The organism is Fluviicola chungangensis, assembly GCF_007558725.1.
Lineage (GTDB): Bacteria > Bacteroidota > Bacteroidia > Flavobacteriales_D > Crocinitomicaceae > Fluviicola > Fluviicola chungangensis.
In genome coordinates this window covers 447078-468238 of sequence record NZ_VLPL01000001.1, presented here as the reverse complement: position 1 = coordinate 468238, position 21161 = coordinate 447078, and the positions used below count along the sequence as shown (strand labels likewise).

25 protein-coding genes are annotated in these 21161 nt (G+C 41.2%); all 25 read left to right on the top strand.

The genetic code is table 11. The features are described from left to right. Positions 1 to 193 precede the first annotated feature (193 nt). The 25 genes from FO442_RS02330 to FO442_RS02210 all read left to right on the top strand — a co-directional run bounded on the left by FO442_RS02330 (position 194) and on the right by FO442_RS02210 (position 21159). Entirely contained in the window at positions 194 to 667 is a 474-nt protein-coding gene (locus FO442_RS02330) for a DUF1295 domain-containing protein (protein WP_222101964.1), read from the top strand. Between the two features lie 132 nt (positions 668 to 799). Further along, positions 800 to 1642, top strand: a complete 843-nt coding sequence (locus FO442_RS02325; RefSeq protein WP_144331524.1) for an ankyrin repeat domain-containing protein — start codon at positions 800 to 802, stop codon at positions 1640 to 1642. 164 nt (positions 1643 to 1806) lie between these two features. After that, positions 1807 to 2718: an NmrA family NAD(P)-binding protein gene (locus FO442_RS02320; RefSeq protein ID WP_144331523.1), complete on the top strand. Its 912-nt coding sequence runs from the start codon at positions 1807 to 1809 to the stop codon at positions 2716 to 2718. A gap of 36 nt (positions 2719 to 2754) precedes the next feature. Further along, positions 2755 to 3669: a helix-turn-helix domain-containing protein gene (locus tag FO442_RS02315; RefSeq protein WP_144331522.1), complete on the top strand. Its 915-nt coding sequence runs from the start codon at positions 2755 to 2757 to the stop codon at positions 3667 to 3669. A gap of 278 nt (positions 3670 to 3947) precedes the next feature. Next, positions 3948 to 4415, top strand: a complete 468-nt coding sequence (locus tag FO442_RS02310) for a GNAT family N-acetyltransferase (RefSeq protein ID WP_144331521.1) — start codon at positions 3948 to 3950, stop codon at positions 4413 to 4415. A 302-nt stretch (positions 4416 to 4717) separates the two neighbouring features. Beyond that, the gene (locus FO442_RS02305; protein WP_144331520.1) at positions 4718 to 5134 is read left to right on the top strand and encodes a VOC family protein; all 417 of its coding nucleotides are present in this window, start codon (positions 4718 to 4720) and stop codon (positions 5132 to 5134) included. A gap of 8 nt (positions 5135 to 5142) precedes the next feature. Beyond that, positions 5143 to 5532: a VOC family protein gene (locus tag FO442_RS02300; RefSeq protein WP_144331519.1), complete on the top strand. Its 390-nt coding sequence runs from the start codon at positions 5143 to 5145 to the stop codon at positions 5530 to 5532. A gap of 318 nt (positions 5533 to 5850) precedes the next feature. After that, on the top strand, positions 5851 to 6753 hold the full coding sequence (locus FO442_RS02295; RefSeq protein ID WP_144331518.1) for a hypothetical protein: 903 nt from the start codon (positions 5851 to 5853) through the stop codon (positions 6751 to 6753). Between the two features lie 54 nt (positions 6754 to 6807). Continuing rightward, positions 6808 to 7332, top strand: a complete 525-nt coding sequence (locus FO442_RS02290) for a GNAT family N-acetyltransferase (RefSeq protein ID WP_144331517.1) — start codon at positions 6808 to 6810, stop codon at positions 7330 to 7332. 23 nt (positions 7333 to 7355) lie between these two features. Next, the gene (locus tag FO442_RS02285) at positions 7356 to 9161 is read left to right on the top strand and encodes a BspA family leucine-rich repeat surface protein (protein WP_144331516.1); all 1806 of its coding nucleotides are present in this window, start codon (positions 7356 to 7358) and stop codon (positions 9159 to 9161) included. Positions 9162 to 9299: 138 nt separating this feature from the next. Next, positions 9300 to 10388, top strand: a complete 1089-nt coding sequence (locus FO442_RS02280) for a serine hydrolase domain-containing protein (RefSeq protein ID WP_144331515.1) — start codon at positions 9300 to 9302, stop codon at positions 10386 to 10388. A gap of 94 nt (positions 10389 to 10482) precedes the next feature. Next, the gene (locus FO442_RS02275; protein ID WP_144331514.1) at positions 10483 to 11196 is read left to right on the top strand and encodes an SIMPL domain-containing protein; all 714 of its coding nucleotides are present in this window, start codon (positions 10483 to 10485) and stop codon (positions 11194 to 11196) included. Between the two features lie 95 nt (positions 11197 to 11291). Continuing rightward, the gene (locus FO442_RS02270; protein ID WP_222101963.1) at positions 11292 to 11903 is read left to right on the top strand and encodes a VOC family protein; all 612 of its coding nucleotides are present in this window, start codon (positions 11292 to 11294) and stop codon (positions 11901 to 11903) included. A gap of 136 nt (positions 11904 to 12039) precedes the next feature. Next, the gene (locus tag FO442_RS02265) at positions 12040 to 12639 is read left to right on the top strand and encodes a hypothetical protein (RefSeq protein ID WP_144331513.1); all 600 of its coding nucleotides are present in this window, start codon (positions 12040 to 12042) and stop codon (positions 12637 to 12639) included. Further along, positions 12640 to 12786, top strand: coding sequence for a helix-turn-helix domain-containing protein (locus FO442_RS02260; protein ID WP_144331512.1), 147 nt, complete (start codon positions 12640 to 12642; stop codon positions 12784 to 12786). A 68-nt stretch (positions 12787 to 12854) separates the two neighbouring features. Beyond that, positions 12855 to 13706, top strand: coding sequence for a VOC family protein (locus FO442_RS02255; protein WP_144331511.1), 852 nt, complete (start codon positions 12855 to 12857; stop codon positions 13704 to 13706). Between the two features lie 129 nt (positions 13707 to 13835). Continuing rightward, positions 13836 to 14705: a L,D-transpeptidase gene (locus tag FO442_RS02250; RefSeq protein ID WP_342777655.1), complete on the top strand. Its 870-nt coding sequence runs from the start codon at positions 13836 to 13838 to the stop codon at positions 14703 to 14705. Between the two features lie 61 nt (positions 14706 to 14766). Beyond that, entirely contained in the window at positions 14767 to 15459 is a 693-nt protein-coding gene (locus tag FO442_RS02245) for an SMUG2 DNA glycosylase family protein (RefSeq protein WP_425459991.1), read from the top strand. A 32-nt stretch (positions 15460 to 15491) separates the two neighbouring features. Then, on the top strand, positions 15492 to 16316 hold the full coding sequence (locus tag FO442_RS02240) for a helix-turn-helix domain-containing protein (RefSeq protein WP_144331509.1): 825 nt from the start codon (positions 15492 to 15494) through the stop codon (positions 16314 to 16316). Between the two features lie 157 nt (positions 16317 to 16473). Beyond that, on the top strand, positions 16474 to 16800 hold the full coding sequence (locus FO442_RS02235; RefSeq protein ID WP_144331508.1) for an ArsR/SmtB family transcription factor: 327 nt from the start codon (positions 16474 to 16476) through the stop codon (positions 16798 to 16800). Next, complete coding sequence (locus FO442_RS02230) at positions 16797 to 17303, top strand: SRPBCC family protein (protein ID WP_144331507.1); 507 nt, start codon at positions 16797 to 16799, stop codon at positions 17301 to 17303. Before FO442_RS02235 ends, FO442_RS02230 begins: the two co-directional genes overlap by 4 nt. Positions 17304 to 17544: 241 nt before the next feature. Further along, complete coding sequence (gene bchE / locus FO442_RS02225) at positions 17545 to 18999, top strand: magnesium-protoporphyrin IX monomethyl ester anaerobic oxidative cyclase (protein ID WP_144331506.1); 1455 nt, start codon at positions 17545 to 17547, stop codon at positions 18997 to 18999. After that, on the top strand, positions 18996 to 19448 hold the full coding sequence (locus tag FO442_RS02220; RefSeq protein ID WP_144331505.1) for a GNAT family N-acetyltransferase: 453 nt from the start codon (positions 18996 to 18998) through the stop codon (positions 19446 to 19448). Before bchE ends, FO442_RS02220 begins: the two co-directional genes overlap by 4 nt. Continuing rightward, positions 19445 to 19990, top strand: a complete 546-nt coding sequence (locus tag FO442_RS02215) for a hypothetical protein (RefSeq protein ID WP_144331504.1) — start codon at positions 19445 to 19447, stop codon at positions 19988 to 19990. Before FO442_RS02220 ends, FO442_RS02215 begins: the two co-directional genes overlap by 4 nt. An 83-nt stretch (positions 19991 to 20073) precedes the next feature. Continuing rightward, on the top strand, positions 20074 to 21159 hold the full coding sequence (locus tag FO442_RS02210) for a DUF998 domain-containing protein (RefSeq protein ID WP_144331503.1): 1086 nt from the start codon (positions 20074 to 20076) through the stop codon (positions 21157 to 21159). Positions 21160 to 21161 lie beyond the last annotated feature (2 nt).

The following is a 21161-nucleotide window of genomic DNA, read 5'->3' as shown; positions in this document are numbered from 1 at the left end:
CAGGAGTATACCTCAAAAAGTGACTATTCACGTTTTGGAAATTCTGATACTTTGGTTATCATTTTGGATACTTTTTCAAGACGGCGGAACTTGGATAGAAAACACTTTGCACATTCACAATTCAATCAAATTTTCTGACAGACGAATAATCATTTTCGCATTGAATGTCATTACATTCATGCGGTTTGCGTTTATGATGATCGTATTACTGAAAAGAGCAATTCCCTGGGAAGAAAGTTTTAGCGTGCCTTTTGCGTTTGGTTTATATTTTGTCGGTTTTTCCTTATTTACTTTGCCGACTTCTAAGGCTATTGATTTAATTGACATCTTTGGAATAAGTTTGTTTGTTATTGGAAGTGTGCTGAACACAGGCGGAGAAATTTTACGTAACCAATGGAAAAAGAACCCTGACAACAAGGGGAAAATTTACACCGAAGGATTTTTCAAATATTCCAGACACATCAATTATTTTGGGGATCTGCTTTGGGTAACAGCCTATGCGATTATTACGCGAAATTGGTTTGCTGTTAGTATTCCAATTTTTTTGTTTTGTTTATTCGCTTTTTACAATGCTCCCAAACTTGACAAATATCTAAAAACCAAATATGGCAAAGGTTATGACGATTACGCAAACAGGACCAAAATGTTAATACCGTTTTTATATTGACAAAGGCCTGAACGGCTAACAGCACTTGGTGACCAGCTGGCTGAATCGGTCATCGTTCACACAGGTAGTACAGCTGTAAATCGTTCTAAGCAATCAAAAAACATTCCTGGTTAAGCTATAATTAACAACAGTATGAAAACAAAGATCACATTACACAAATCAGTCTCAAAAGGAGATCTCACAACTGTAAAGGAGTTGATTGAGCAGGGTTCAGATGTAAACGTTCCGGATAAAAACAATTGCACTCCGGTTTACCTTGCATTTTGTGAAAACAATGAAGAGATGATCGACTACCTCGTATCACAGGGAGCAGATATTTATTATCCGTCTAAAAATTTCCCGGATTGTTATTACAATGCTTTAACCAATGGCAAAGTTGATTGGATTAGGAAATTCATTGAAAACGGAATTGATCCGAATGCCCGGAGACTTGATAATTATAATGCATTAATTATTATGCTTTCCAGTCAGAATTATGTTCTGGATGCGCACCGGTTATTACTGGAAGCAGGGTGCGACCCGGAAATGAAATCAAAACATGGCCATACTGCCCTCGATTATTTAGCAGGTTTGGGAATACCCGAACTGGACGAGTTATATTCAAAGTATTCTAAAAATGTAGTGATGAATGTTCAAACAGAAGATATCAGGGATAACTATGGCCCATCTATTTTATTTGAAACTACAGAGAAAGGAAATGCAAAAGCCTTGCGCACATTGCTTGAGCAAAATCCCGACATGGAACTTAATAAGTGTGACAAAGGAGGCAACACGGCATTGGGCATTGCGATTTTAAAAAAGAAAAAGGAAAGTGCGATAGTGCTGTTGGAAAACGGTGCCGACCCGACAATTCCTCCATTGGATTACGATCAGAACACACTTGCATTAGATTTAGCCCAGGAATGGGTCAAAAGAGGAATTCCCAAATTCCAGGAAGTGGTTGACCTAATAAAAACAATACGGAATAAGGATTAAATAAGCATACTGCATACGACCAATAGTAAGCGGCAATTTATAACACGGCTTAAAAAGAACGTGTGACAACAGGTCATTTTTGGTTACGACAAAAGTAGATTTGGCTAAGTCTGTTTTTTGACTTCGCTGCAATTTTGCATCGTCAAATCAAAACAGTAAAAAAAATGAAAATAGTGTTATCAGGTTCGTTAGGACACATCAGCAAACCACTTGCAATGGAATTGATTGCTAAAGGACATTCAGTAACGATCATCAGCAGTAAAACGGACAAACAAAAAGAAATCGAAAATATGGGGGCGAAAGCCGCTATCGGAACGATTGAAGATGTTGCGTTTCTGAGAGAAACCTTTAAAGGTGCAGACCTTGTTTATACGATGGTTCCGCCTGTAAATTTCTTTGATCCAAATTTAGACGTGATTGCTTATTACGTTCAACTTGCGAACAATTTCAAACAAGCAATTTTACATGCAGGCGTAACAAAAGTCATTCATCTAAGTACCATTGCAGCACATACCAACAAAGGCAATGGAATGTTGGCATATGGTTATGAAATTGAGAGTGTTTTAAAAACATTACCTGAAAATGTTACCATTAAATTGATGCGACCTGTCGGCTTTTACTACAATATGTTTGCGTTCATTCCTGCAATCAAAAACGCGGGAAGTATTTTTCAGAATTATGGTGGCGAAGAATTGAGAGAGCCTTGGGTTTCTCCGTTGGACATTGCGGAAACCATTGCCGAAGAAATTGAATTGCCGTTTGACAGGAGAAAAATCCGTTACATCGCAAGTGATGAAGTTACACCAAATGAAGCCGCAATGATTTTGGGTAACGCCATTGGGCAACCCGATTTGAAATGGGTTGTAATTCCTGACGAAGAGTTTATTGCAAATTTAGTTCGCGCAGGCTTTAGTCAGCGGGCAGCTGAAGGTTTGGCAGAAATGAATACCGGCAGAATGACCGGAGTTTTGTATGAAGATTATCACAAACACAAACCGGCGTTAGGTAAAGTAAAACTCACTGATTTTGCAAAAGAGTTTGCGGTAATTTTTAATCAAAGTGATAAGCGACAGTGATATGGATGGTCCGATGAAAAACCATTATCTTTGAGTATGAAAGTGTGCAGATTAAAGTCGATTAGTGAGTTTCACGAATTGAGAGGTTTGCCGAAGCCTGAACACCCTTTGATTAGCGTGGTGGATTATTCCAAAATCTACACGGCACCAACTGATGGCATTGAAAATTTGACATTTGATTATTACACGATTGCCCTCAAGCGAGGCGTGAGCAAAATGTATTACGGACAACAGGCGTGTGATTTTGATGAGGGGATATTGTTTTTTATGTCCCCAAATCAAGTGTTGAAAATCATTAACAATCCGAACGACACAATTAAAAGAACAGGGTGGATGCTACTCATTCATCCTGATTTTCTTTGGAATACACCGCTTGCAAAAAGCATCAGACAATATGGTTTTTTTAATTATTCCGTAAAAGAAGCATTGTGGCTTTCCAAAAAAGAAGAAACGATCATTCACCAAATCATTCAAAATATCCGGCAGGAATATCACACAAACATTGACAAGTTTAGTCAGCGCATTATCATTTCGCAAATAGAAACATTACTCAATTATTCCGAGCGTTTTTATCAGAGACAATTCATCACCCGGAAAACAGTCAATCATCAAATTCTTGACCGATTGGAAAAATTCTTGTCGGACTACTTTAGCAGCGACGATTTGGTTTCAAAAGGTTTGCCGACTGTTCAACACCTTGCTGATAACTTAAACGTTACGCCAAATTATTTGAGCGGTTTACTCAAGGTGCTGACCGGGCAAAGCACACAGCAGCACATACACGATAAGTTGATTGAGAAAGCGAAAGAAAAACTGTCAACGACAGAGCGCTCAATCAGCGAAATTGCTTACGAATTAGGGTTTGAGTACCCGCAATCATTCAGCAAACTTTTCAAGACAAAGACAACCCTTTCACCTTTGGAATTTAGACAGTCGTTTAACCGGATTTAGGAAATTAAATTAAAACGGCTGTTAATATGGTTCTTGCGTTAGAGCGAAAGCTGGAAATATAAATCCGCCGAGGGGGAAGTAATTAATAACTGCAAGCCGGTATTTGATGCGGATAAACAAAAAACATCAAGGGTTTCAATACATGCAAGTTTCATGTTATCAGGATGAAACTAAAACTAAAAATCACATGGATGAACAACCGCAACTGCTAAATTCGCGTCTCTTGGTTGCAAACCTTTAGCGGTTATTGTTGCAAAGACAGGAGATAGACTTAGAATATGGATACAACAAAAATTCGTATAAACCCGATAAAAGAAACAGAAGAAGTACCTTATAATTTGTTATTGCTTTCGGACGATACGAAAGAAGCAATCGAAAAAAATCTGGATGGAGGTGAATTATATTTGGGGAAATACAAAGAACAATTTGTAGCAGCATTTATTTTAAAAGTCGTTCAAAATGATACGATTGAGATTAAAAATATTGCAGTAATCGAAAATTTGCAAGGAAAAGGTATCGGGACAATTTTGCTTAACTATATTAAAGAAAAGGTGAAACAAAGAGGATTTCAAAAATTACTCGTTGGTACTTGTGACCAATGCGAAAAGGAAATTGAATTCTATAAAAAGTCGGATTTTATGCTTACCGGTATTCGTAAAAACTTTTTCTTGGAAAATTATAATGAGCCTATATATGAAAACGGGAAACAAATCATAGATATGGTCATTTTGGAAATAGATTTATAGACGAATCGAAACAGAACCGATTGATCTACCCGAAAACAAGAAATTATGGTTTCGGATTGACCAATATTTTACTGGAACCCGGAACCGTACTAAGCGACCTGGTGAAAAATAAAAAGTAAACAGTTAAAACGCAGGTTTGTAACCACTCCCGTTTCGTCCTCTTATAAAAAGGTTCGGACAAACTTGGAGCTTTGAATAAACCTTGGTAACTTAAGGTTTTATCCACTGGAAATTACTTCCGTACGGAAAAAAGTAATAACCGTAAAGAACACCGAAAATGTCTAAACCAAACAAAGACAAGTATGGAAAACATATTTAAAACTTATAGGCCGGATAATTTTCATACGGTTACACCTTACTTATTCGTTGATAAGCCCCAACGGTTAATTGACTTTCTAAAAAATGCCTTTCTTGCAAAAGAAATCAACCGATCTGTGAACCCGGAAAACGGGGACATTGCAAACTGCATTTTGGAAATCGGTGAAGCTTGCCTGATGATTAGCCAGGCACGTGGGCAGTTTGAAGGAATGAGAACGGCGCTTTACCTGTATGTAGACGATGTGGAGGGTATTCATAAAAGAGCGGTTGACAATGGCGCGAAAGTTGAATTTGAACCAACAGATATGCCTTACGGAGACAGGCAATCTGGAATAATTGACCCTTGTGGGAACTATTGGTGGATTTCAAAGCGACAAGTTCAGAAAGGCTATCACGAATAAGTAAGCAGATGACAAAAATCGACCCGATAATAGCCGTGAAGGACGTAACTGAAAGTGCCAAGTGGTACCAAGCGGTTTTTGACTGTAAAAGAACCCATGGAGGAGATCATTTTGCCGTATTGGCGGATGAGAACGATGAAGTTCTGGTTTGCCTTCATAAATGGGGTGAACACGAACATCCGACCATGAAAAATTCCGGGATCCCGCCGGGAAACGGGTTGATACTTTATTTCAAAACAGATCGTTTGGACATGATCCGGGCGAATGTGGAGAAAATGGACTACCCGGTAGAAGAAGAAATGCATGTGAACCCGAATTCAACAAAAAGGGAATTTTCATTACGTGATCCTGATGGGTACTATTTAACCGTAACGGAGTACCACCGATATGAAGGTTGAAATACCTGATGCTTGAACTAATCGGCGTCGCACCCCTGAAATAACCGTACTGTTCGCTGTCAAAAATGTTTTGAAACCGACTTACCGCTGCTGAAAACTCCTGAGGATACATTGCAGAAAATACTATATTTGAACCGGTTTTGTTGCTGCATTAGCAGCGCTGAACAGGAAAAGGGTTAATGACAAACAAATCTAAAAGAAGACCATGAAAGGAAGTATTCAGTTTATTTTTCTTGCCTTTTTAATCATCCCGTCACACGTTTTGTTTTCTCAAAGCAGAACAGAAATATTCAATAATCTGCAAAAAAAGCGGAGATCTTGAATGGCGGGGTTTTATTCCAGGATAAAGAACAGGGAATTACTTATAAAATAAAAACGTATAAAATTACTGAGAAAGAAATGTCGTTGGTACTGGATATTAAGGTAAAAGAGTTTAAGTTTCTCAGCCACGATAGAAAAGGAGTCTACTCAGGGACGGATTGGGATCAGTTTTCAGACTTTAGTATAGAAGAATGTGAAGAAAATAATAAGTTGACAACCTTTAATTTACAGTTTAAAAATTATTTTTTTCTCCGGATGGAAGAGGATGGTGTGACGGAAGAAAGTGCGGTCAATAGCATTCCGTTGCTTTTTTTCGATAAGGACAAACAATACGTGATGGATGAACTCTCCAAACTAAAAGCCATGTCGGCCTGTAATAAAAAAGTACCGGAAACAACCGAATCTGAAGAACCGTTGGATCTTGAATTTTATGAAAATTTTCTGAATGACACGATGTTCAAAATTGATTTAACAGATCTCAAAGAAGTTGCTGAAACAGTATGTGAAGAGATCAATGAGTTGGTAAACAACAAAGATGGTAACCTGGTGTTCCAAAATGAAAAGGCCAAGGTGACCATAAAAGATTGTTCCATTAGCAATAAAGAGTTTAAACTGACCTCCGTGCTGGAAGAAGGATCTGCTAAGGATACAAGAAGATTGAGGTACTATGAAATTCCCTGGAATAAACTGGAAGACTTTACCATTACTTCTGCTTCAGACAATCCTGTTTTAAGAATTAGCCTGAAGTTTAAAGATTCTCTGATGCTGGAGAATACTTCAGAATCGGGAGGGGATATTAAAACGGAAAAAGTGGGTTCTATCGATTTTTATGCACTCAAAACAAGCGAGGAAAAACTTAAAGAGGACCTGATTTTTCTTCTGAATGTGTATGGAAATTAGGCCGTTTGATCGCATTCATATGAGCAGAAAGTTGGAAAATTCGGATGACAGGGGATGGACATAAGAAAAGCAACAGGTCAGGACGTCGAGGAATTAGCAGCGATTGGAAAGCAGACATTTGCCGAAACATTTTCTTCCCAAAACAGTGAGGAAAACATGAATGCGTATTTGGAAAGCGGTTTTTCAATTCAAAAACTGGAAGCGGAACTGGCTGATCCCGATACGGACTTTTACTTTGCCGAACTTAATGGAAAAACCATCGGATATTTAAAGGTCAATACCGGAAATTCCCAAACCGAACTAAAGGATAAAAATGCACTGGAAATCGAACGGATCTATGTTCTGAAGAAATTTCACGGAAAAAAAGTCGGACAAATCCTGTTTGAAAAAGCGATCGAACTGGCGAGTGAAAAGAACCTGGAGTATGTGTGGCTGGGAGTTTGGGAACAAAATCCGCGCGCGATCCGTTTTTATGAAAAAAATGGATTGGAGGCATTTGATAAGCATATATTCAAACTTGGGAATGACGAGCAGATCGACATCATGATGAGGCGGAAAATACGGACAGGAGACCTATAAATTGAAAGATAAAAGAGAATGATATGAAAAGCGTAAAACTACTGCTGCTGTTAATGTTGATTGCAAATAATGCTTATACCCAAATGGTGTTGGAACATCACCTGGAGTCTGTCGGTATGACTGTTGAGCTTCCATTGAAAGGTCCATACAACGTTACCATTGATTGGGGAGACGGTTCAAAAAAAGAGTCATTCCAGGAGGCCAGTGCGCCAACAGGTTTGTTTATCAGAAGTGATCGATTCGTATCACACACCTATTCCAATCCGGGAACCAAGATCATAACAATTACAGGGGCTTTGAATGCATACGGTTCGGCCAGTCCCGATCTCAATAATTCCTCACTGGTAAAAGTATTGAGCTGGGATGGCTTAGGAATTACTTCTTTTGAGAATGCTTTTAATGATGCGAAAAATCTTCAAAGTGTTCCCAATACGCTGCCGGCCTCGGTTACGAATTTAGGCGGTATGTTTTCACATGCTGCTGAATTTAACGGAGAGATCGGAACCTGGAATACTTCAAATGTCACGAATATGAATGCCTTGTTTTTCTGTGCAATAGCTTTCAATCAACCCATTGGTAACTGGAATACGTCACGGGTAACGGATATGGGAGAAATGTTCTGCTATGCAAGAAAATTTAATCAGCCTATCGGGAATTGGAATACAGCGAATGTGGTCAATATGTCGAAAATGTTCAATATGGCATTCTCTTTCAACCAGCCGATCGAAAACTGGAATACGTCCAAAGTAACAGACATGAACGGGATGTTCTGTGATGCGGTCGTGTTCAATCAGCCGATAGGAAAATGGAATACGGGAAATGTGACTAAAACTTACGACATGTTTAACGGGGCACTTTCTTTTAACCAGCAGATCGGTGATTGGAACATGTCTCGCGTAACCACTTTCAACCGGATGTTTCTGGGGGCCTCTGAATTCAATCAGCCCTTAAACAATTGGAATACGGAAAGCGTAACGAATATGAGTGATATGTTTGCCTGGGCAATGTCATTTAATCAACCCATTGGTAACTGGAATGTTTCCAATGTAACCAAGGTGAAAGATATGTTCCGGAATGCGAATTCATTTGACCAGGATCTGAGCAATTGGAAACTTCCGGCTGCTGTAGATAAAACGGAACTGTTTTGGGGAGCTGTTGAAACTCCACGGATAAAGGGAGCTTTTAAAAAGGGACGTAAAATTGGTACCTGGAATTATTACTACGAAAACGGGAAGTTGGAAGCTTCGGGAAATTATGACAACAATGGATTTCCTCAGATCGGATCCTGGGTTTTTTACACTAAATCAGGAAAAGTTGAGCCCGATTGCGGTCAACCCGATAAAGATGCTAAAACAGGTTTTTGTCACCAGGTGTATACTCAGCAGGAATATACAGGTCCGGAGGAAGGAGGAAATCGCTTTAATTTTGATTTTCAGCATGATCTGTGGGAATTGGCATGTGCGGATCCTTCGTATAATTCCTTTGAAGTTGCGCGGGTGAAAATTCAAATCATGTGGCTGAAAAACCGGGAAAATTTTATTGCCTACGGTTATGTTAACAGTTTGGCGTCAGATTTGAATGTGACGAAATTGGACGTCGACATGTCTGTTCAGCGCTTGCTTTATGAAGCACAAAAAAAATATTACCTGGACATGAACTTTATTGATCCTGCCGATAACAGAACCCTGATGGATTTCGTTCGGGATCAGATAAAGCGGGAAATGGGGTATGAACCTATTTACGTAGATAAGCTAAAGGAGTATGAAAGAATGTACTACCTGCTGAAAAAATACCTGAATGCAAAAACAGCATCCGAATTAAAGAACTAAACGGACAAACAAGTCGGGAAACAGTTGCAATAATGAGATGAATTAGCTGGGTAATCCGCATGAGAAATAGATGTTAACTGTTAGGTAAGCCGGCTGAAAGTCGTTAACTTACCTGTCGGTATCATTTTGGATTCAACAATGAAACAGATCTTACATATCAGTATTTCGGGAACAATGAAATTGGTTGCCAAAACAGGCTTGTTCTTTGTCGTTTACAATCTTTCTTCACACATCACAACCGGACAAACGATCTCGGAAAAAATTGACCGGGTTGTTCATGAATACGATAGCATGGGCGGGTATAACGGAATTATTATCGTGGGATTCGGTGCAGACAGTGTGTTGACTTTCAATTACGGCTACCAAGATCCCCTAACAAAAAAAGAACGTATTTCTTTAACTGACCGGTTTGACCTGGCTTCGCTGGCTAAAGAATTTACTGGTCTGGCAACAGTGAAACTGATTGAAAAAGGAACGATCCATCCGGATGATTGCATCGGTAAGTATCTGCCTGAACTCAAACCCGCTTTACAAAAGGTAACCATTAAGCAGCTGGCAAATCACACGAATGGGATTCATGATTTTTATTCATTGACAACGAGACACGATACCGTAAACAAACAAGAGGCACTTGAAATGCTGTTCCAGTTGGATACGACCGTGTTCCCGCCCGGAAGCAAATGGGGGTATAGTAATTCGGGGTATTTGTTACTTTCTGAAATCATTGAGCGGGTCACTAAAATGCCTTTCCAGGACCATTGCCTTTCAGAAATACTTGTGCCCCTGGGCATGACATCAGCCTGTTATTTGCCCGCATGTGGTGAAAAACTCTATGGGTATACCGATGAATTAAAACCGGTCGTTTACAACGCCTTTAGTTCGGGTGAAGCAGGAATGTATGCATCCGGAGAGGATATGATTGCCTATTACCAGACTGTTTGCAGGAATCCGGAAAAATGGCAGAAGTATTTTGCGCTCACTTATAAGTTTTCTGAAGCAAGTAATACGGAAAACTGGAATTATGGTTTTGGCTGGTACTTTACGGAAGACAGGCTTGGAAAATTCAGGGCGCATTCCGGAAGAAACTGGGGCGCTCATACATACATCAGGTGGTACGAAAAGTCCAATACCTTCTTATGCCTGCTTTCGAACAAAAAGAGCGATCATTTTTTTAAAAAAATGCGGGAAGAACTCAGCGATTTGCTGGTAGAAGAAATGTGCAGATGAATTCCGGTTCGGGAGCAGGATATTGGATACCATGTTTTTATGAATTGGCACAACTCTTGTTCCCCGGGTAACATCATTAAATAAAACAGCGATCATGAAAACACTTCTTTTAGTAATGGTTCTTGTATCAGGAACAGTATTCGGACAAACAGAACAGCAACCTTCCAAATCAACGATCACGGTCAACGGCACTTCCAAGGGGTCCGTTATTCCGGACATGACCCAGTTGAACATTCATATTTCATCGCTCAAAATGAACATGGCAGATGCGACCAAAGCACTCGGAGACCAGACTCAAACTTATTTGAAAATACTTAAGCAATTGGGATTCAATGAAACGGATGTGAAAACCACCCATTTCTCCGCATCTAAAAACCGGATTTACCGCCAGAACGGACCTGTTGACAGCGGATATGTGGTTTCACAGAACCTGACAGTCAAATTTGCCTACGATCAGGGCATGCTACAAAAAATAGTGGCGCGTTTTTCAGAAGCAAAAGATCCGGTAGATTTCAGTATCGGGTTCTACCTTTCCGATGCCCTGCGCGATAAAACTGCGGCAGAACTGCAGGCAAAAGCAGTGGCTGATGCCCGCATGAAGGCAAACAACCTGGTACGTGCTGCCGGTGTGAAAATGACCGGCGTAAAGGCAATTGTTTACGGAAATGATGCTTCAGCTCCGGTTTATTACAAAGACATGCGCATGTTTGCCCCGGCAGAAATGGCAGCCGATGGAGCAGACCTGAGTTTTGCGCCGCAAGAAATGGAATTGCAGGAAACGGTAACTGTCGTTTGGTTTATTGAATAAGGAACAGTGCTTTTGATGGACGGGCAAAAAGGTGTTCACCAGGTATTATGGTTGAGATTGATCGAATAATGTACCGTAAAAAATCTGTGTGATGAATGGTAAGCAGCAATGTATTTGAATATTCCGGTTTACAAGTTGAACAGGCACATTTTAAATTGCAGACACAATTTCTCACACCGCCTGTGGCGGTATCAGTTCTTTTTGTTTCGATCGTGAAAAAGCATATTTTAGTAACTGAATTGAATACACAACAAATGTCAAAGAGCAAGTTACTTAGAATGGACAACGTGGGGATCGTAGTGGAATCCCTGGATGAAGTCATTGCTTTTTTTATTGAACTCGGGCTGAAACTGGAGGGAAGAGGGATGATTGAGGGCGAATGGGCGGGCCGGGTAACAGGCCTGGGTAATCAATCGGTAGAAATTGCAATGATGGTTACACCTGACGGAAACAGCCGCTTGGAGCTTTCGCGGTTCATTCGTCCGGAAGTAATCGAAGATCACCGCAAAGCCCCGGTAAATGCCTTAGGTTATTTACGGGTAATGTTTGCAGTCTCCGACATCGATGATACACTTGACCGATTGTACAAACTCGGTGCAGAATTGGTTGAAGAGGTCGTGCGCTACCAGGATGTTTACCGGCTTTGTTACATTCGCGGGCCGGAAGGAATTTTAATTGGAATCGCTGAACCGCTTACAAAACAGTAAATAATCCAATCTCTCTGTAATCAGGGGAATCAAGGAAAAACGATTGGAATAGATTTTTTCCTGTGATGTCTTTACTTGAATTTAGTTCGTTCAAATCATATCTTTATGGAATGGGAAGTTTGAGTAAAACGCGTTTATGAATTATTACTATCGGGAGGTAAATCCGGATCTGCGTCAATATGTCCGGAGTATTCTGGTATTTGATGCAGGTGGCAAAAAATCGAATTTGCCGGTTGTTACCAGAGGAATTCCTGCATTGTTTTACAAGGAGGACCACTCCATTTTTCTTTACGGGGAATCTGTCCCGGACGAAGAATGGAGTTCGGAAAAGAATAAAACAAGGATCGCGTTTCTATTTAAACCCTTTAGTTTGCCTGCCGCTTTTAAATGTTCTGCGAAGGAGCTGAAAGAAAGTCCGCTGGATCTCGGTAGGTGGAATGCCCGGAAATCAAAGGCACTTCAGGATCATTTGCATCATTCCAAATCCACAGCAGACAAAATAAAGTGCCTGGAACGGTTTATTTCTGGACAAATAGAACGTAATCGACGGGATTGTGAAATGATTCGCTGTGCTACTGATGCACTGATGCAGGATTCAAGTGCAGAGGTGCTTGCTCAATTGGTGGCGAAATTAAATCTGACTGAGCGTACTTTTCAACGGATCTTTAAAAAGTATGTCGGTGTTTCTGCAAACGAATACAGAAGGATCTGTCAGCATTATTTTGCCTTTTCGTAGTTGAAAGGCGGTCATTTTGAAAAAATAACAGATGTCGCATATGCCAATGGGTATTTCGACCAAAGCCATTATATCCGTTCTTTTAAGGAGTTTACGAATACCACCCCGAACGGATACCTGCAATCGGGATTAGATCCGGAAAAATAAATTTTGTCGTTTTTATACAATGTTCCCGGCACTTTATAAAGGAATTTTGTGGCATAAAATGTTTAAAGATGAAAGAACAAATAACACCTTGTCTTTGGTTTGATAACCAGGCAAAAGAAGCGGGAGCGTTCTATTGCTCACAGTTGAAGAATGCAAAAATTGCGGCACAGTCACCGATTGTAACTGAAATTGAAGTTTCCGGACAACACCTTACATTGTTGGATGGTGGGCCAATGTTTCGTCCGAATGCATCAATCTCTTTATTTTATGTGTGTGATACGGAAGAAGAAATAAACCGGATTTGGGAAGCATTCACAAAAGAAGGAACCATTTTAATGCCTTTGGATACGTACGATTGGAGTGAACGATACGGTTGGGTTAACGATAAATACGGTGTTTCGTGGCAGTTTTGGCTTGGAAAAGTGGAAGAGGTTGGGCGGCGTATAACGCCATCTTTGCTGTTTACAGGAAAGCAATATGGCCGCGCCGAAGAAGCCCTGAACCACTATTCAACGATCTTCAAAAATCCGGTTTCGGATGGAATACTTTATTATGGTGATAATGAAGCTCCTGAACAAGCAGGCAAGGTAAAACATGCGCAAATAGGATTTGACGGGCAGAAGTTCATGTTTATGGACAGCATACAACCGCATCCGTTTGAATTCAATGAAGGGGTCTCGTTCACCGTTCATTGTGAAAACCAGGAAGAAATCGATTATTATTGGGCTAAATTGACAGAAAGCGGGGAAGAGAGTATGTGTGGCTGGTGTAAAGATAAATTTGGTGTTTCCTGGCAGGTGATCCCCACTATTTTGAGTAAATTGATGAGTGATCCTGCAAAAGCCGGAAAAGCAGCCCAGGCATTTATGCAAATGCGCAAGTTCGATATCGAAAAACTGGTTCAGGCATCCATTTCTTAGATCCTTTGAAAAGCTGCTTCCGGGCGATTCAATGAATCATTTTTAATTGGATTGCCCGGTATTCCAATAATTATGTAACTGTTTTTCGAAGGAATAAACAGATCTTCAGTTGAACACAATGAATCACGTATGAAGAAGTTTGTCATCCTGTTACACCTGCCGTTAGCCCTGTTGTTTTCCTGTCAGTCTGAGAGCAAAGCATCGGCGGGGAAAGCCGAAGCAGAAAAAGCACCTTCCGGGAAGGGGAAAACGCCCGAGAGATTCGCCTTTGAGCTGAAGGATGCAAAACAGTGGCTGCAGGATTCTGCCGTTACGGCTTCCGGACAGGAAATAGTTTGGGCCGTAAACAGAACAGATGAGCGAAATTTTAAAAAAATGGATACCATCATTGTACCGATCGATTTTAGCGGGGAGATAGCTTCTTATCTGCCGTTTCCTTCGGAAGTTTCGTATTTGAAAGCTGTCAATAAGATCATTTATTTCTCTTATCCGACACAGACTTTTGCCGCTTATGAAAACGGAAGGTTGATTCGCACCGGTCCGACAAATATGGGCAGGGAAAAACACCAAACTCCGACTGGGTTGTTCTATACCAATTGGAAAGCTAAAAAGACTGTTAGTACGATCAATGACGAATGGATATTAAAGTGGAACTTTAACATCCTGAATGAAGCCGGCGTGGGCTGGCATCAGTATGCTTTGCCGGGTTATCCGGCTTCTCACTCCTGTTTGCGCTTGGGAGAAAAAGACGCAAAACACCTCTACTATTGGGCCGATCAATGGGTGTTGGAAGATAAAATGACTATCCGGGTGAAGGGAACTCCGTTATTATTTTCGGAAGCTACGATTATTGTTCCCCAAAACCCTGGCTGCGATTGGTCTGTGATCCGCATGCGTTGGATATTTCGGAAGAAGAGATCCGCAAAGTCACAGAACCATTTTTGGAGGAGATTCTCTGTGAACAGAAAAACCGGGAGAATTTCGAGAATTCAAAAATAAAAATGCCACATTCAAAAGTAGATGTTTAGTTTTGTTTGAGAATACCTTTTTGTATTTTTGAATGAGCATGAATTTTGCAGACAAGGTAATTGTATTTAACCGTGAATTAAGCTATCAGGGGAAATTACCGGAAGGTTTCCGGGTACTGAATCCCTACTTGGATAATCCCGAAACAATGGAAGTCATGCGGCAATTTTATCACAAATATTACCACGACGGGATCAGGCGAAAATTCATCATCGGGATAAATCCGAGTCGTCATGGAGCAGGAGTGACCGGTGTTCCGTTTACCGATACGAAACGACTTGAGTCCGTTTGCGGGATCCCGATGCATTCGGCACACACGCATGAAATTTCTTCCGTTTTTGTCTATGATATGATTGCAGCATACGGCGGCCCGGAAGTCTTTTACAAGCAGTTTTACATCAACTCGCCATTTCCGTTGGCCATTGTGAAACAAACAAAGAACGGACAATGGCTCAATGCCAATTACTACGATGATCCGGTCCTTTTCGAATCAGTGAAGGAGTTTATGATAGAGTCGCTGGAAAAACACATCAGCATGGGATTGGACACTTCGAAAGTATTTGTGCTTGGAAAGAAAAATGCCGGTTTCATCCAACAACTGAATAAACAGATACGTTTGTTCGGCGAAATAGAGGTGCTGGAACATCCGCGTTTTATCCAGCAATACAAATTAAAAGAAAAGCAAGAATATATCGAGAAGTATCTTTTGGCTTTGGGGAACTATTGAATATCTTTGGCTGAACAGCTTATTTGAACTAAATGAATATCGTAAGCCTTCCACATCCGAATAACTTCCTGGTAGTTGAATCGTTGAATTACCCGAATCCGTATGATTTCAGCATTCCGCACCGGCATGATTATTTTGAGATCCTGCTCGTGAAGGAGGGGGGAGGAGAACAATTAATTGATTTTACTCAAACCGGCTTACGACCAAATTGCGTGTATACCGTTTACCCTGGGCAGATCCATCACTTGAAAAGGCAAGGGGCAGAAGGATTGATCCTGCAATTCAGAAAGGATATCTTTGATTTCATTTTTCCCATAAAATACCATTACCTGTATTTTTCACAGCCTGGATTACAATTGGATGCAGCTACATTTGATCATTTGTACCAGATCACGGAAAGTATTCTTTCGTTGAATAAAGAAGCACAATTGTCTTCGCTTTCTATTCACAAATCATACAGCTACCTGCAGATCGTATTGATTACGCTCATAGAACAGCACCAGCAACATGCGGATCAGCACGGAGGAAGTTTCGGCGGAAAATTTTTGCAGTTGCTGAGCCAGGGGGCCAGGGAAAAAAGAAAAGTGGCGGATTATGCAGAAATGATGAACCTGAGCACAGACAGGCTGACTACTCTATGCAAAGAAACATTCGGTACCACTCCGTTAAGATTAATTCATGAGGCCCTGCTTTTGGAAATCAAACGGTTGATGGTCTCAGGAAGTAGGACTCTGAAGGAAATTGCTTTTGAGTTGAATTTCGACAGTACGGCTAATTTCAGTTCATTTGTGAAAGCAGCAACGACCCTGACGCCTTCGGAATTACAGGAACAACTAAAAAGGAGCCTGGTTCCATAACTTCAAAAGTTTAAGGCTCTTTTTCGGATTGACAAATTAGGAAAAGCAGAAGCAATGAAAAGAAGGAATTATCCTTTCTTTGTTTTTTGTAAAAAAAGCAACTATATGGTTGCGTAATTAAAAAGAATGCATATATTTGCAATTAAATGGTTGCGTAATGGAAACAAGACGAGATATATTTCAGGCAATAGCCGATCCTACAAGAAGGGCAATTATTGCGCTCATTGCACTACAGGCAATGACGCCCAATGCAATCGCAGAACATTTTGATTCGACACGGCAAGCAGTCTCCAAGCACTTGCGCGTTTTGTCAGAGTGTGAATTGATCGCTCAAAAACAACAAGGCAGGGAAATTTATTACTCACTGAATGTAAACAAAATGAAAGAGATCGATGGCTGGCTGGAACAATTTCGCGCAATTTGGGAAACCCAGTTCAATCAATTAGACGAAGTATTACAAACAATGAAAAGCAGGAAAAAATGAATGGAGCATTGGTATTCGACTTTATTGTCGATAAGGAGAACAAGACAATTATCGTGAAACGCGAGTTTGACGCAGATCGTGAAACGGTTTGGGAAGCATGGACCAATCCTAAATTCCTGGAACAGTGGATCGCACCGAAACCCTGGACTGCAAAAACCAAAACCATGGATTTTCGGGAAGGAGGTTTTTGGCATTACGCCATGGTGAGCCCGCAAGGAGAAAACCACTGGACACGTTACGATTACCAGCAAATTGAACCACAGAAAAAAATTGTGGAATTGAGAGGTTTTAGCGACGAAAACGGAAACATCAATCCGGCTTTTCCACGCACAGAATGTACCAACCTGTTCAGTGAAACAGAAGGTAAAACATTGGTTGAAATTACTGCTGTATACGGAAGCCTGGAAGTGCTTGAATACATGGTGAAAAATGGTTTCAAGGAAGGAATGTCTGCAAGCCTTGGAAATTTGGACGAATTGTTGCCGGCAATCAAAAAACACTAAGGGATGCGATTGCTGATAAAATGCCTCGCAAAAATGCTGAAGCTGATCCTGCACTAGGATCCGCTTCGGCATGTTATTACCTGTTTCTTTGTAAAAGAATATTCCGGATTTAACTGATGGAGTGTAACTGAATTCCAATGAAAATTTAACATAATTTTACTTTGTATTTCAAAGCACTTTAAATACTTTTGATTCAAAGAAGAACGTTGCACAAATTCATCAATCATCTAAATCCATTCCAATGAAAATCCAAATAATCAACCCACCGCATTTATCCATCGGGAGCAGAATGGCTCATGAACATCTGCCGCCGTTGGGATTGTTGTCTGTCGGCGGACCACTGATAGATGCCGGACACGAAGTAACTCTGCTCGACGCTGATTATTACAATTATAAAATTGAAAAGGTCGTTGATTTGATCCTGGAAAATAATCCGGATGCAATCCTGTTGGGACATTCGGGCTCTACTTCGGCACAACCGATCATCCAGGAAATCACCCAAAAGGTCCGGCAAAAAAATGACAAGGTAAAGATCATTGTTGGCGGAGTATTTCCGACCTATCATTGGAATGAAATCCTGGAAGAGCATCCGCAAATAGATTACATTGTTTGCGGAGAAGGGGAAGAAGTCATTTTGAACTTAATTACGGCGATTGAAAACCATGCGGATGTGGAAATAATCAAGGGATTGGCATTCAATTTAAACGGAACTCCTTTTAAAACAGCTCCGGCTCCTGTGATTAAAAACCTGGACGATTACCGGATTGGCTGGGAATTAATGAAAGGATACAATTATACTTATTGGGGAAAACGAAAAGCGGTTGTCATTCAGTTTTCAAGGGGCTGTCCGTATCCGTGTACCTATTGCGGTCAGAGCTTGTTTTGGAAAAAATGGAGACACCGGAGTGCGCAATCGCTTGCAGATGAAATGGAAATGCTGCACAAGGAATACGGCGTTTTGGTCTTTAATTTTGCCGATGAAAACCCTTCCTCCAACCCGAAAGCCTGGCGGGAGTTTCTGGAAGTATTGATTGCGAAAAACCTGAAATTGATTTTGGTGGGTTCCATCCGGGCAGATAACATTGTCAGAGATGCCGAATTCCTGCATTTGTACAAGAAAGCCGGTTTCGAACGTTTTCTTTTGGGGATCGAGAACTACGATGAGGTCGTACTGGAGAAAATAAAGAAAGCCGGTACCATTTCCAAAGACAAGGAAGCAATCCAACTGTTGCGAAAACATAACATCCTTTCCATGGCAACGTATGTGGTCGGTTTCGGAGAAGAAAGAGCACGTGATTTTTACAATAGCTGGAAACAGCTAGTCTCTTACGATCCGGACCAGATCCAGTTGCTGTACGTCACGCCGCATAAATGGACCCCTTATTTCGAGGATGTAAAGGAACAAGAAATTATACTGACCGACCAGCGGAAATGGGATTACAAACACCAGGTCATAAAAACACAATATTTAAAACCCTGGAAAGTGATCCTGTATGTCAAATTGATCGAAATAACAGTGCAATTGCGCCCGAAAGCACTGAAACGCCTGTTCTTTCACAGAGAAGCGCGGTTAAGAAGTGCCATGCGCTGGTATACCAATATCGGCAGACGCGTTTGGTTCTGGGAATTGTATCAGTTCTTTTTTGTTACTAAATTGACCCGGGATAAAGTAAAAATGAAAGATTTTTGGAAATGATCACACTAAAAAGAACAACTTCGGATAATCCGGATTTCCGGGGGTTGGTTTCTGAATTGGATAACTACTTGGCCATACGAAATGGCGAGGCAAATGAGTTCTTTGCTCAGTTCAATCAAATTGATCGGATCAAACACGTAGTACTGGTTTATGAAGAAGAACGGGCTGCCGGCTGCGGAGCAATGAAGGAATATCGACCGGGAACAATGGAAATCAAGCGCATGTTCGTTCCGGCAGATCAGCGTGGAAAGGGAATTGCATCATTGGTTTTGAACGAATTGGAAAGCTGGGCAAAAGAACTGGGCTGCAGTAGATGCATTCTGGAAACCGGAGACGATATGAAAGAAGCTGTTGCATTGTATACAAAGCACCATTACCGCGTCATACCGAATTACGGACAGTATACGAATGTTGTGGATAGTATCTGTTTTGAAAAGGATATCCTATGAACCCCGTGACTCGAATGAAGGAAGCTGCTGATTTCTATTCGGAACTGGAATCATCACTTGCGGGGAGCACCGAAGCACAACGAAAAGCCTGGGCAACACTCCTTGTCGAACAAAACGGTGATCTGAAACAACTTTCCGGTTTGCTGCGTTGTGATAGGAAAACGGCAACCCGGTTCCTTTGGATGCTCAGTGGCGTTGGAATCATGAATCCGGGAAAGCTGTATGAAGCACTCCCTTTTTTGTTGGAATATGTGGAAGCAATCAATCCGGCTTACCTGACATCTTTTGCCAATTACTGGCTCATTGCCGGTGTGCCTCCCCAAAACGAAGGAAAAGCAATCGATTTATCCTTCGAATGGTTAATATCTGCCGAAACAAATGTTACAATTAAATCACGGGCTGCTTTCGTACTCCTTAAACTGACCCGGAAGTATCCGGAACTCAAAAACGAGTTAAGGTTTTGCCTGGAAGATCAAATGGATAAATACTCGAAAGATTTTAAAAAGAGAGCAGTCAAAAATTTAAAGGATTTGGAAGAATAGGTGATTTTGTCCCTGTAGCTTCCATGCATGAGCGGTGACGAATATCATTGTCCGGGATCGTTTCGTTCGTTTATTTTACTGTCATGGCAACAAAAACAGGAAATAAAAGCGGGGAACATCAAACACGCAAGCTTGCTGTTCGGCCGAAATGGGAATGGATCATATTGCTGTGCATTTTAGGATACGAGACAGTCGGTTGTTTACTGGGAGGTATTTTGCTGATGGCAGCTCCTGACGGAAGCTTGATGGATATGCCAGTCAGTATGCTGCACGGTGTATTCCAGGATTTCTTTTTTCCCGGAACATTTCTTTTTGAATTGGGAGTATTGAACCTGATGGGATTCATTATGGTCTATTTCCGGGCAAAGTCAGATTGGCTGGTGGCAGGACTGGCACTTGGTGGATTGGTCGTTTGGTTTGTTGTTGAGATCAGCATCATCCGGGAACTTCACTGGCTCCATGCAATGTGGGGATTTCCTGTTTTAGCGGGTTTGGTACTGGTTATACCCTTAATGGCTTTGAAGTTTAACAGCATACAAGTCACAAAGAATTTATTGATTTGCGGAATTCTTTCATCGCTTTGGTATGTTGCGATCAATATATTTGTTCCGGTGCTCTACGAAGGGTACAGCATGGTTTCCCTTACGGTGAGTGAATTGTCGGCAATCGGTGCGCCGACAAGGATCGTATGGGTGTTGTTGTGTATGTTGTATCCTCTGCTGTTTGCTGCTTTCGGATGGGGAGTGCTGCAAATTGCCCGGGGAAATCGTGCCTTGCGTATGACGGGAATACTGATCATTGGTTACAGTATCTTCAATTTCTACTGGCCTCCCATGCATCAGCGTGAAGTGATTGCTGCCGGACAGGGAACGTTGACGGATACCCTGCACATCACTTGGGCAACGATCACCGTTGTTCTCATGATGTTGCTGATGGGATTCGGAGCGGCAGCGTTGGGAAAGCGTTTTCGTGTTTTTACCGCTGTGATATTTGTTGTTTTTATAATTTTTGGAATTCTCATTGGTGTGGAATCCCCGGGTATCCAGGCCAATCTCCCGACACCGTATATCGGGATATGGGAACGTTTCAATATCGGCGCATTCATGTTCTGGATCATGGTCTTTGCAATTGCGCTCATTCAACGTGAAAATCGCGGGTTTTCCGAATAGAA

Bases quoted from the DNA above. Each gene is read 5' to 3' on its own strand.
- FO442_RS02215 (WP_144331504.1), top strand. From the start codon at position 19,445: ATGAACCCCGTGACTCGAATGAAGGAAGCTGCTGATTTCTATTCGGAA.
- FO442_RS02270 (WP_222101963.1), top strand. From the start codon at position 11,292: ATGGTAAGCAGCAATGTATTTGAATATTCCGGTTTACAAGTTGAACAG.
- FO442_RS02320 (WP_144331523.1), top strand. From the start codon at position 1,807: ATGAAAATAGTGTTATCAGGTTCGTTAGGACACATCAGCAAACCACTT.
- FO442_RS02230 (WP_144331507.1), top strand. From the start codon at position 16,797: ATGAATGGAGCATTGGTATTCGACTTTATTGTCGATAAGGAGAACAAG.
- FO442_RS02310 (WP_144331521.1), top strand. From the start codon at position 3,948: ATGGATACAACAAAAATTCGTATAAACCCGATAAAAGAAACAGAAGAA.
- FO442_RS02325 (WP_144331524.1), top strand. From the start codon at position 800: ATGAAAACAAAGATCACATTACACAAATCAGTCTCAAAAGGAGATCTC.
- FO442_RS02210 (WP_144331503.1), top strand. From the start codon at position 20,074: ATGGCAACAAAAACAGGAAATAAAAGCGGGGAACATCAAACACGCAAG.
- FO442_RS02255 (WP_144331511.1), top strand. From the start codon at position 12,855: ATGAAAGAACAAATAACACCTTGTCTTTGGTTTGATAACCAGGCAAAA.
- FO442_RS02330 (WP_222101964.1), top strand. From the start codon at position 194: ATGATGATCGTATTACTGAAAAGAGCAATTCCCTGGGAAGAAAGTTTT.
- FO442_RS02220 (WP_144331505.1), top strand. From the start codon at position 18,996: ATGATCACACTAAAAAGAACAACTTCGGATAATCCGGATTTCCGGGGG.
- FO442_RS02250 (WP_342777655.1), top strand. From the start codon at position 13,836: ATGAAGAAGTTTGTCATCCTGTTACACCTGCCGTTAGCCCTGTTGTTT.
- FO442_RS02275 (WP_144331514.1), top strand. From the start codon at position 10,483: ATGAAAACACTTCTTTTAGTAATGGTTCTTGTATCAGGAACAGTATTC.
- FO442_RS02245 (WP_425459991.1), top strand. From the start codon at position 14,767: ATGAGCATGAATTTTGCAGACAAGGTAATTGTATTTAACCGTGAATTA.
- FO442_RS02315 (WP_144331522.1), top strand. From the start codon at position 2,755: ATGAAAGTGTGCAGATTAAAGTCGATTAGTGAGTTTCACGAATTGAGA.
- FO442_RS02300 (WP_144331519.1), top strand. From the start codon at position 5,143: ATGACAAAAATCGACCCGATAATAGCCGTGAAGGACGTAACTGAAAGT.
- FO442_RS02305 (WP_144331520.1), top strand. From the start codon at position 4,718: ATGGAAAACATATTTAAAACTTATAGGCCGGATAATTTTCATACGGTT.
- FO442_RS02265 (WP_144331513.1), top strand. From the start codon at position 12,040: ATGAATTATTACTATCGGGAGGTAAATCCGGATCTGCGTCAATATGTC.
- FO442_RS02240 (WP_144331509.1), top strand. From the start codon at position 15,492: ATGAATATCGTAAGCCTTCCACATCCGAATAACTTCCTGGTAGTTGAA.
- FO442_RS02285 (WP_144331516.1), top strand. From the start codon at position 7,356: ATGAAAAGCGTAAAACTACTGCTGCTGTTAATGTTGATTGCAAATAAT.
- FO442_RS02280 (WP_144331515.1), top strand. From the start codon at position 9,300: ATGAAACAGATCTTACATATCAGTATTTCGGGAACAATGAAATTGGTT.
- FO442_RS02290 (WP_144331517.1), top strand. From the start codon at position 6,808: ATGGACATAAGAAAAGCAACAGGTCAGGACGTCGAGGAATTAGCAGCG.
- bchE (WP_144331506.1), top strand. From the start codon at position 17,545: ATGAAAATCCAAATAATCAACCCACCGCATTTATCCATCGGGAGCAGA.
- FO442_RS02235 (WP_144331508.1), top strand. From the start codon at position 16,474: ATGGAAACAAGACGAGATATATTTCAGGCAATAGCCGATCCTACAAGA.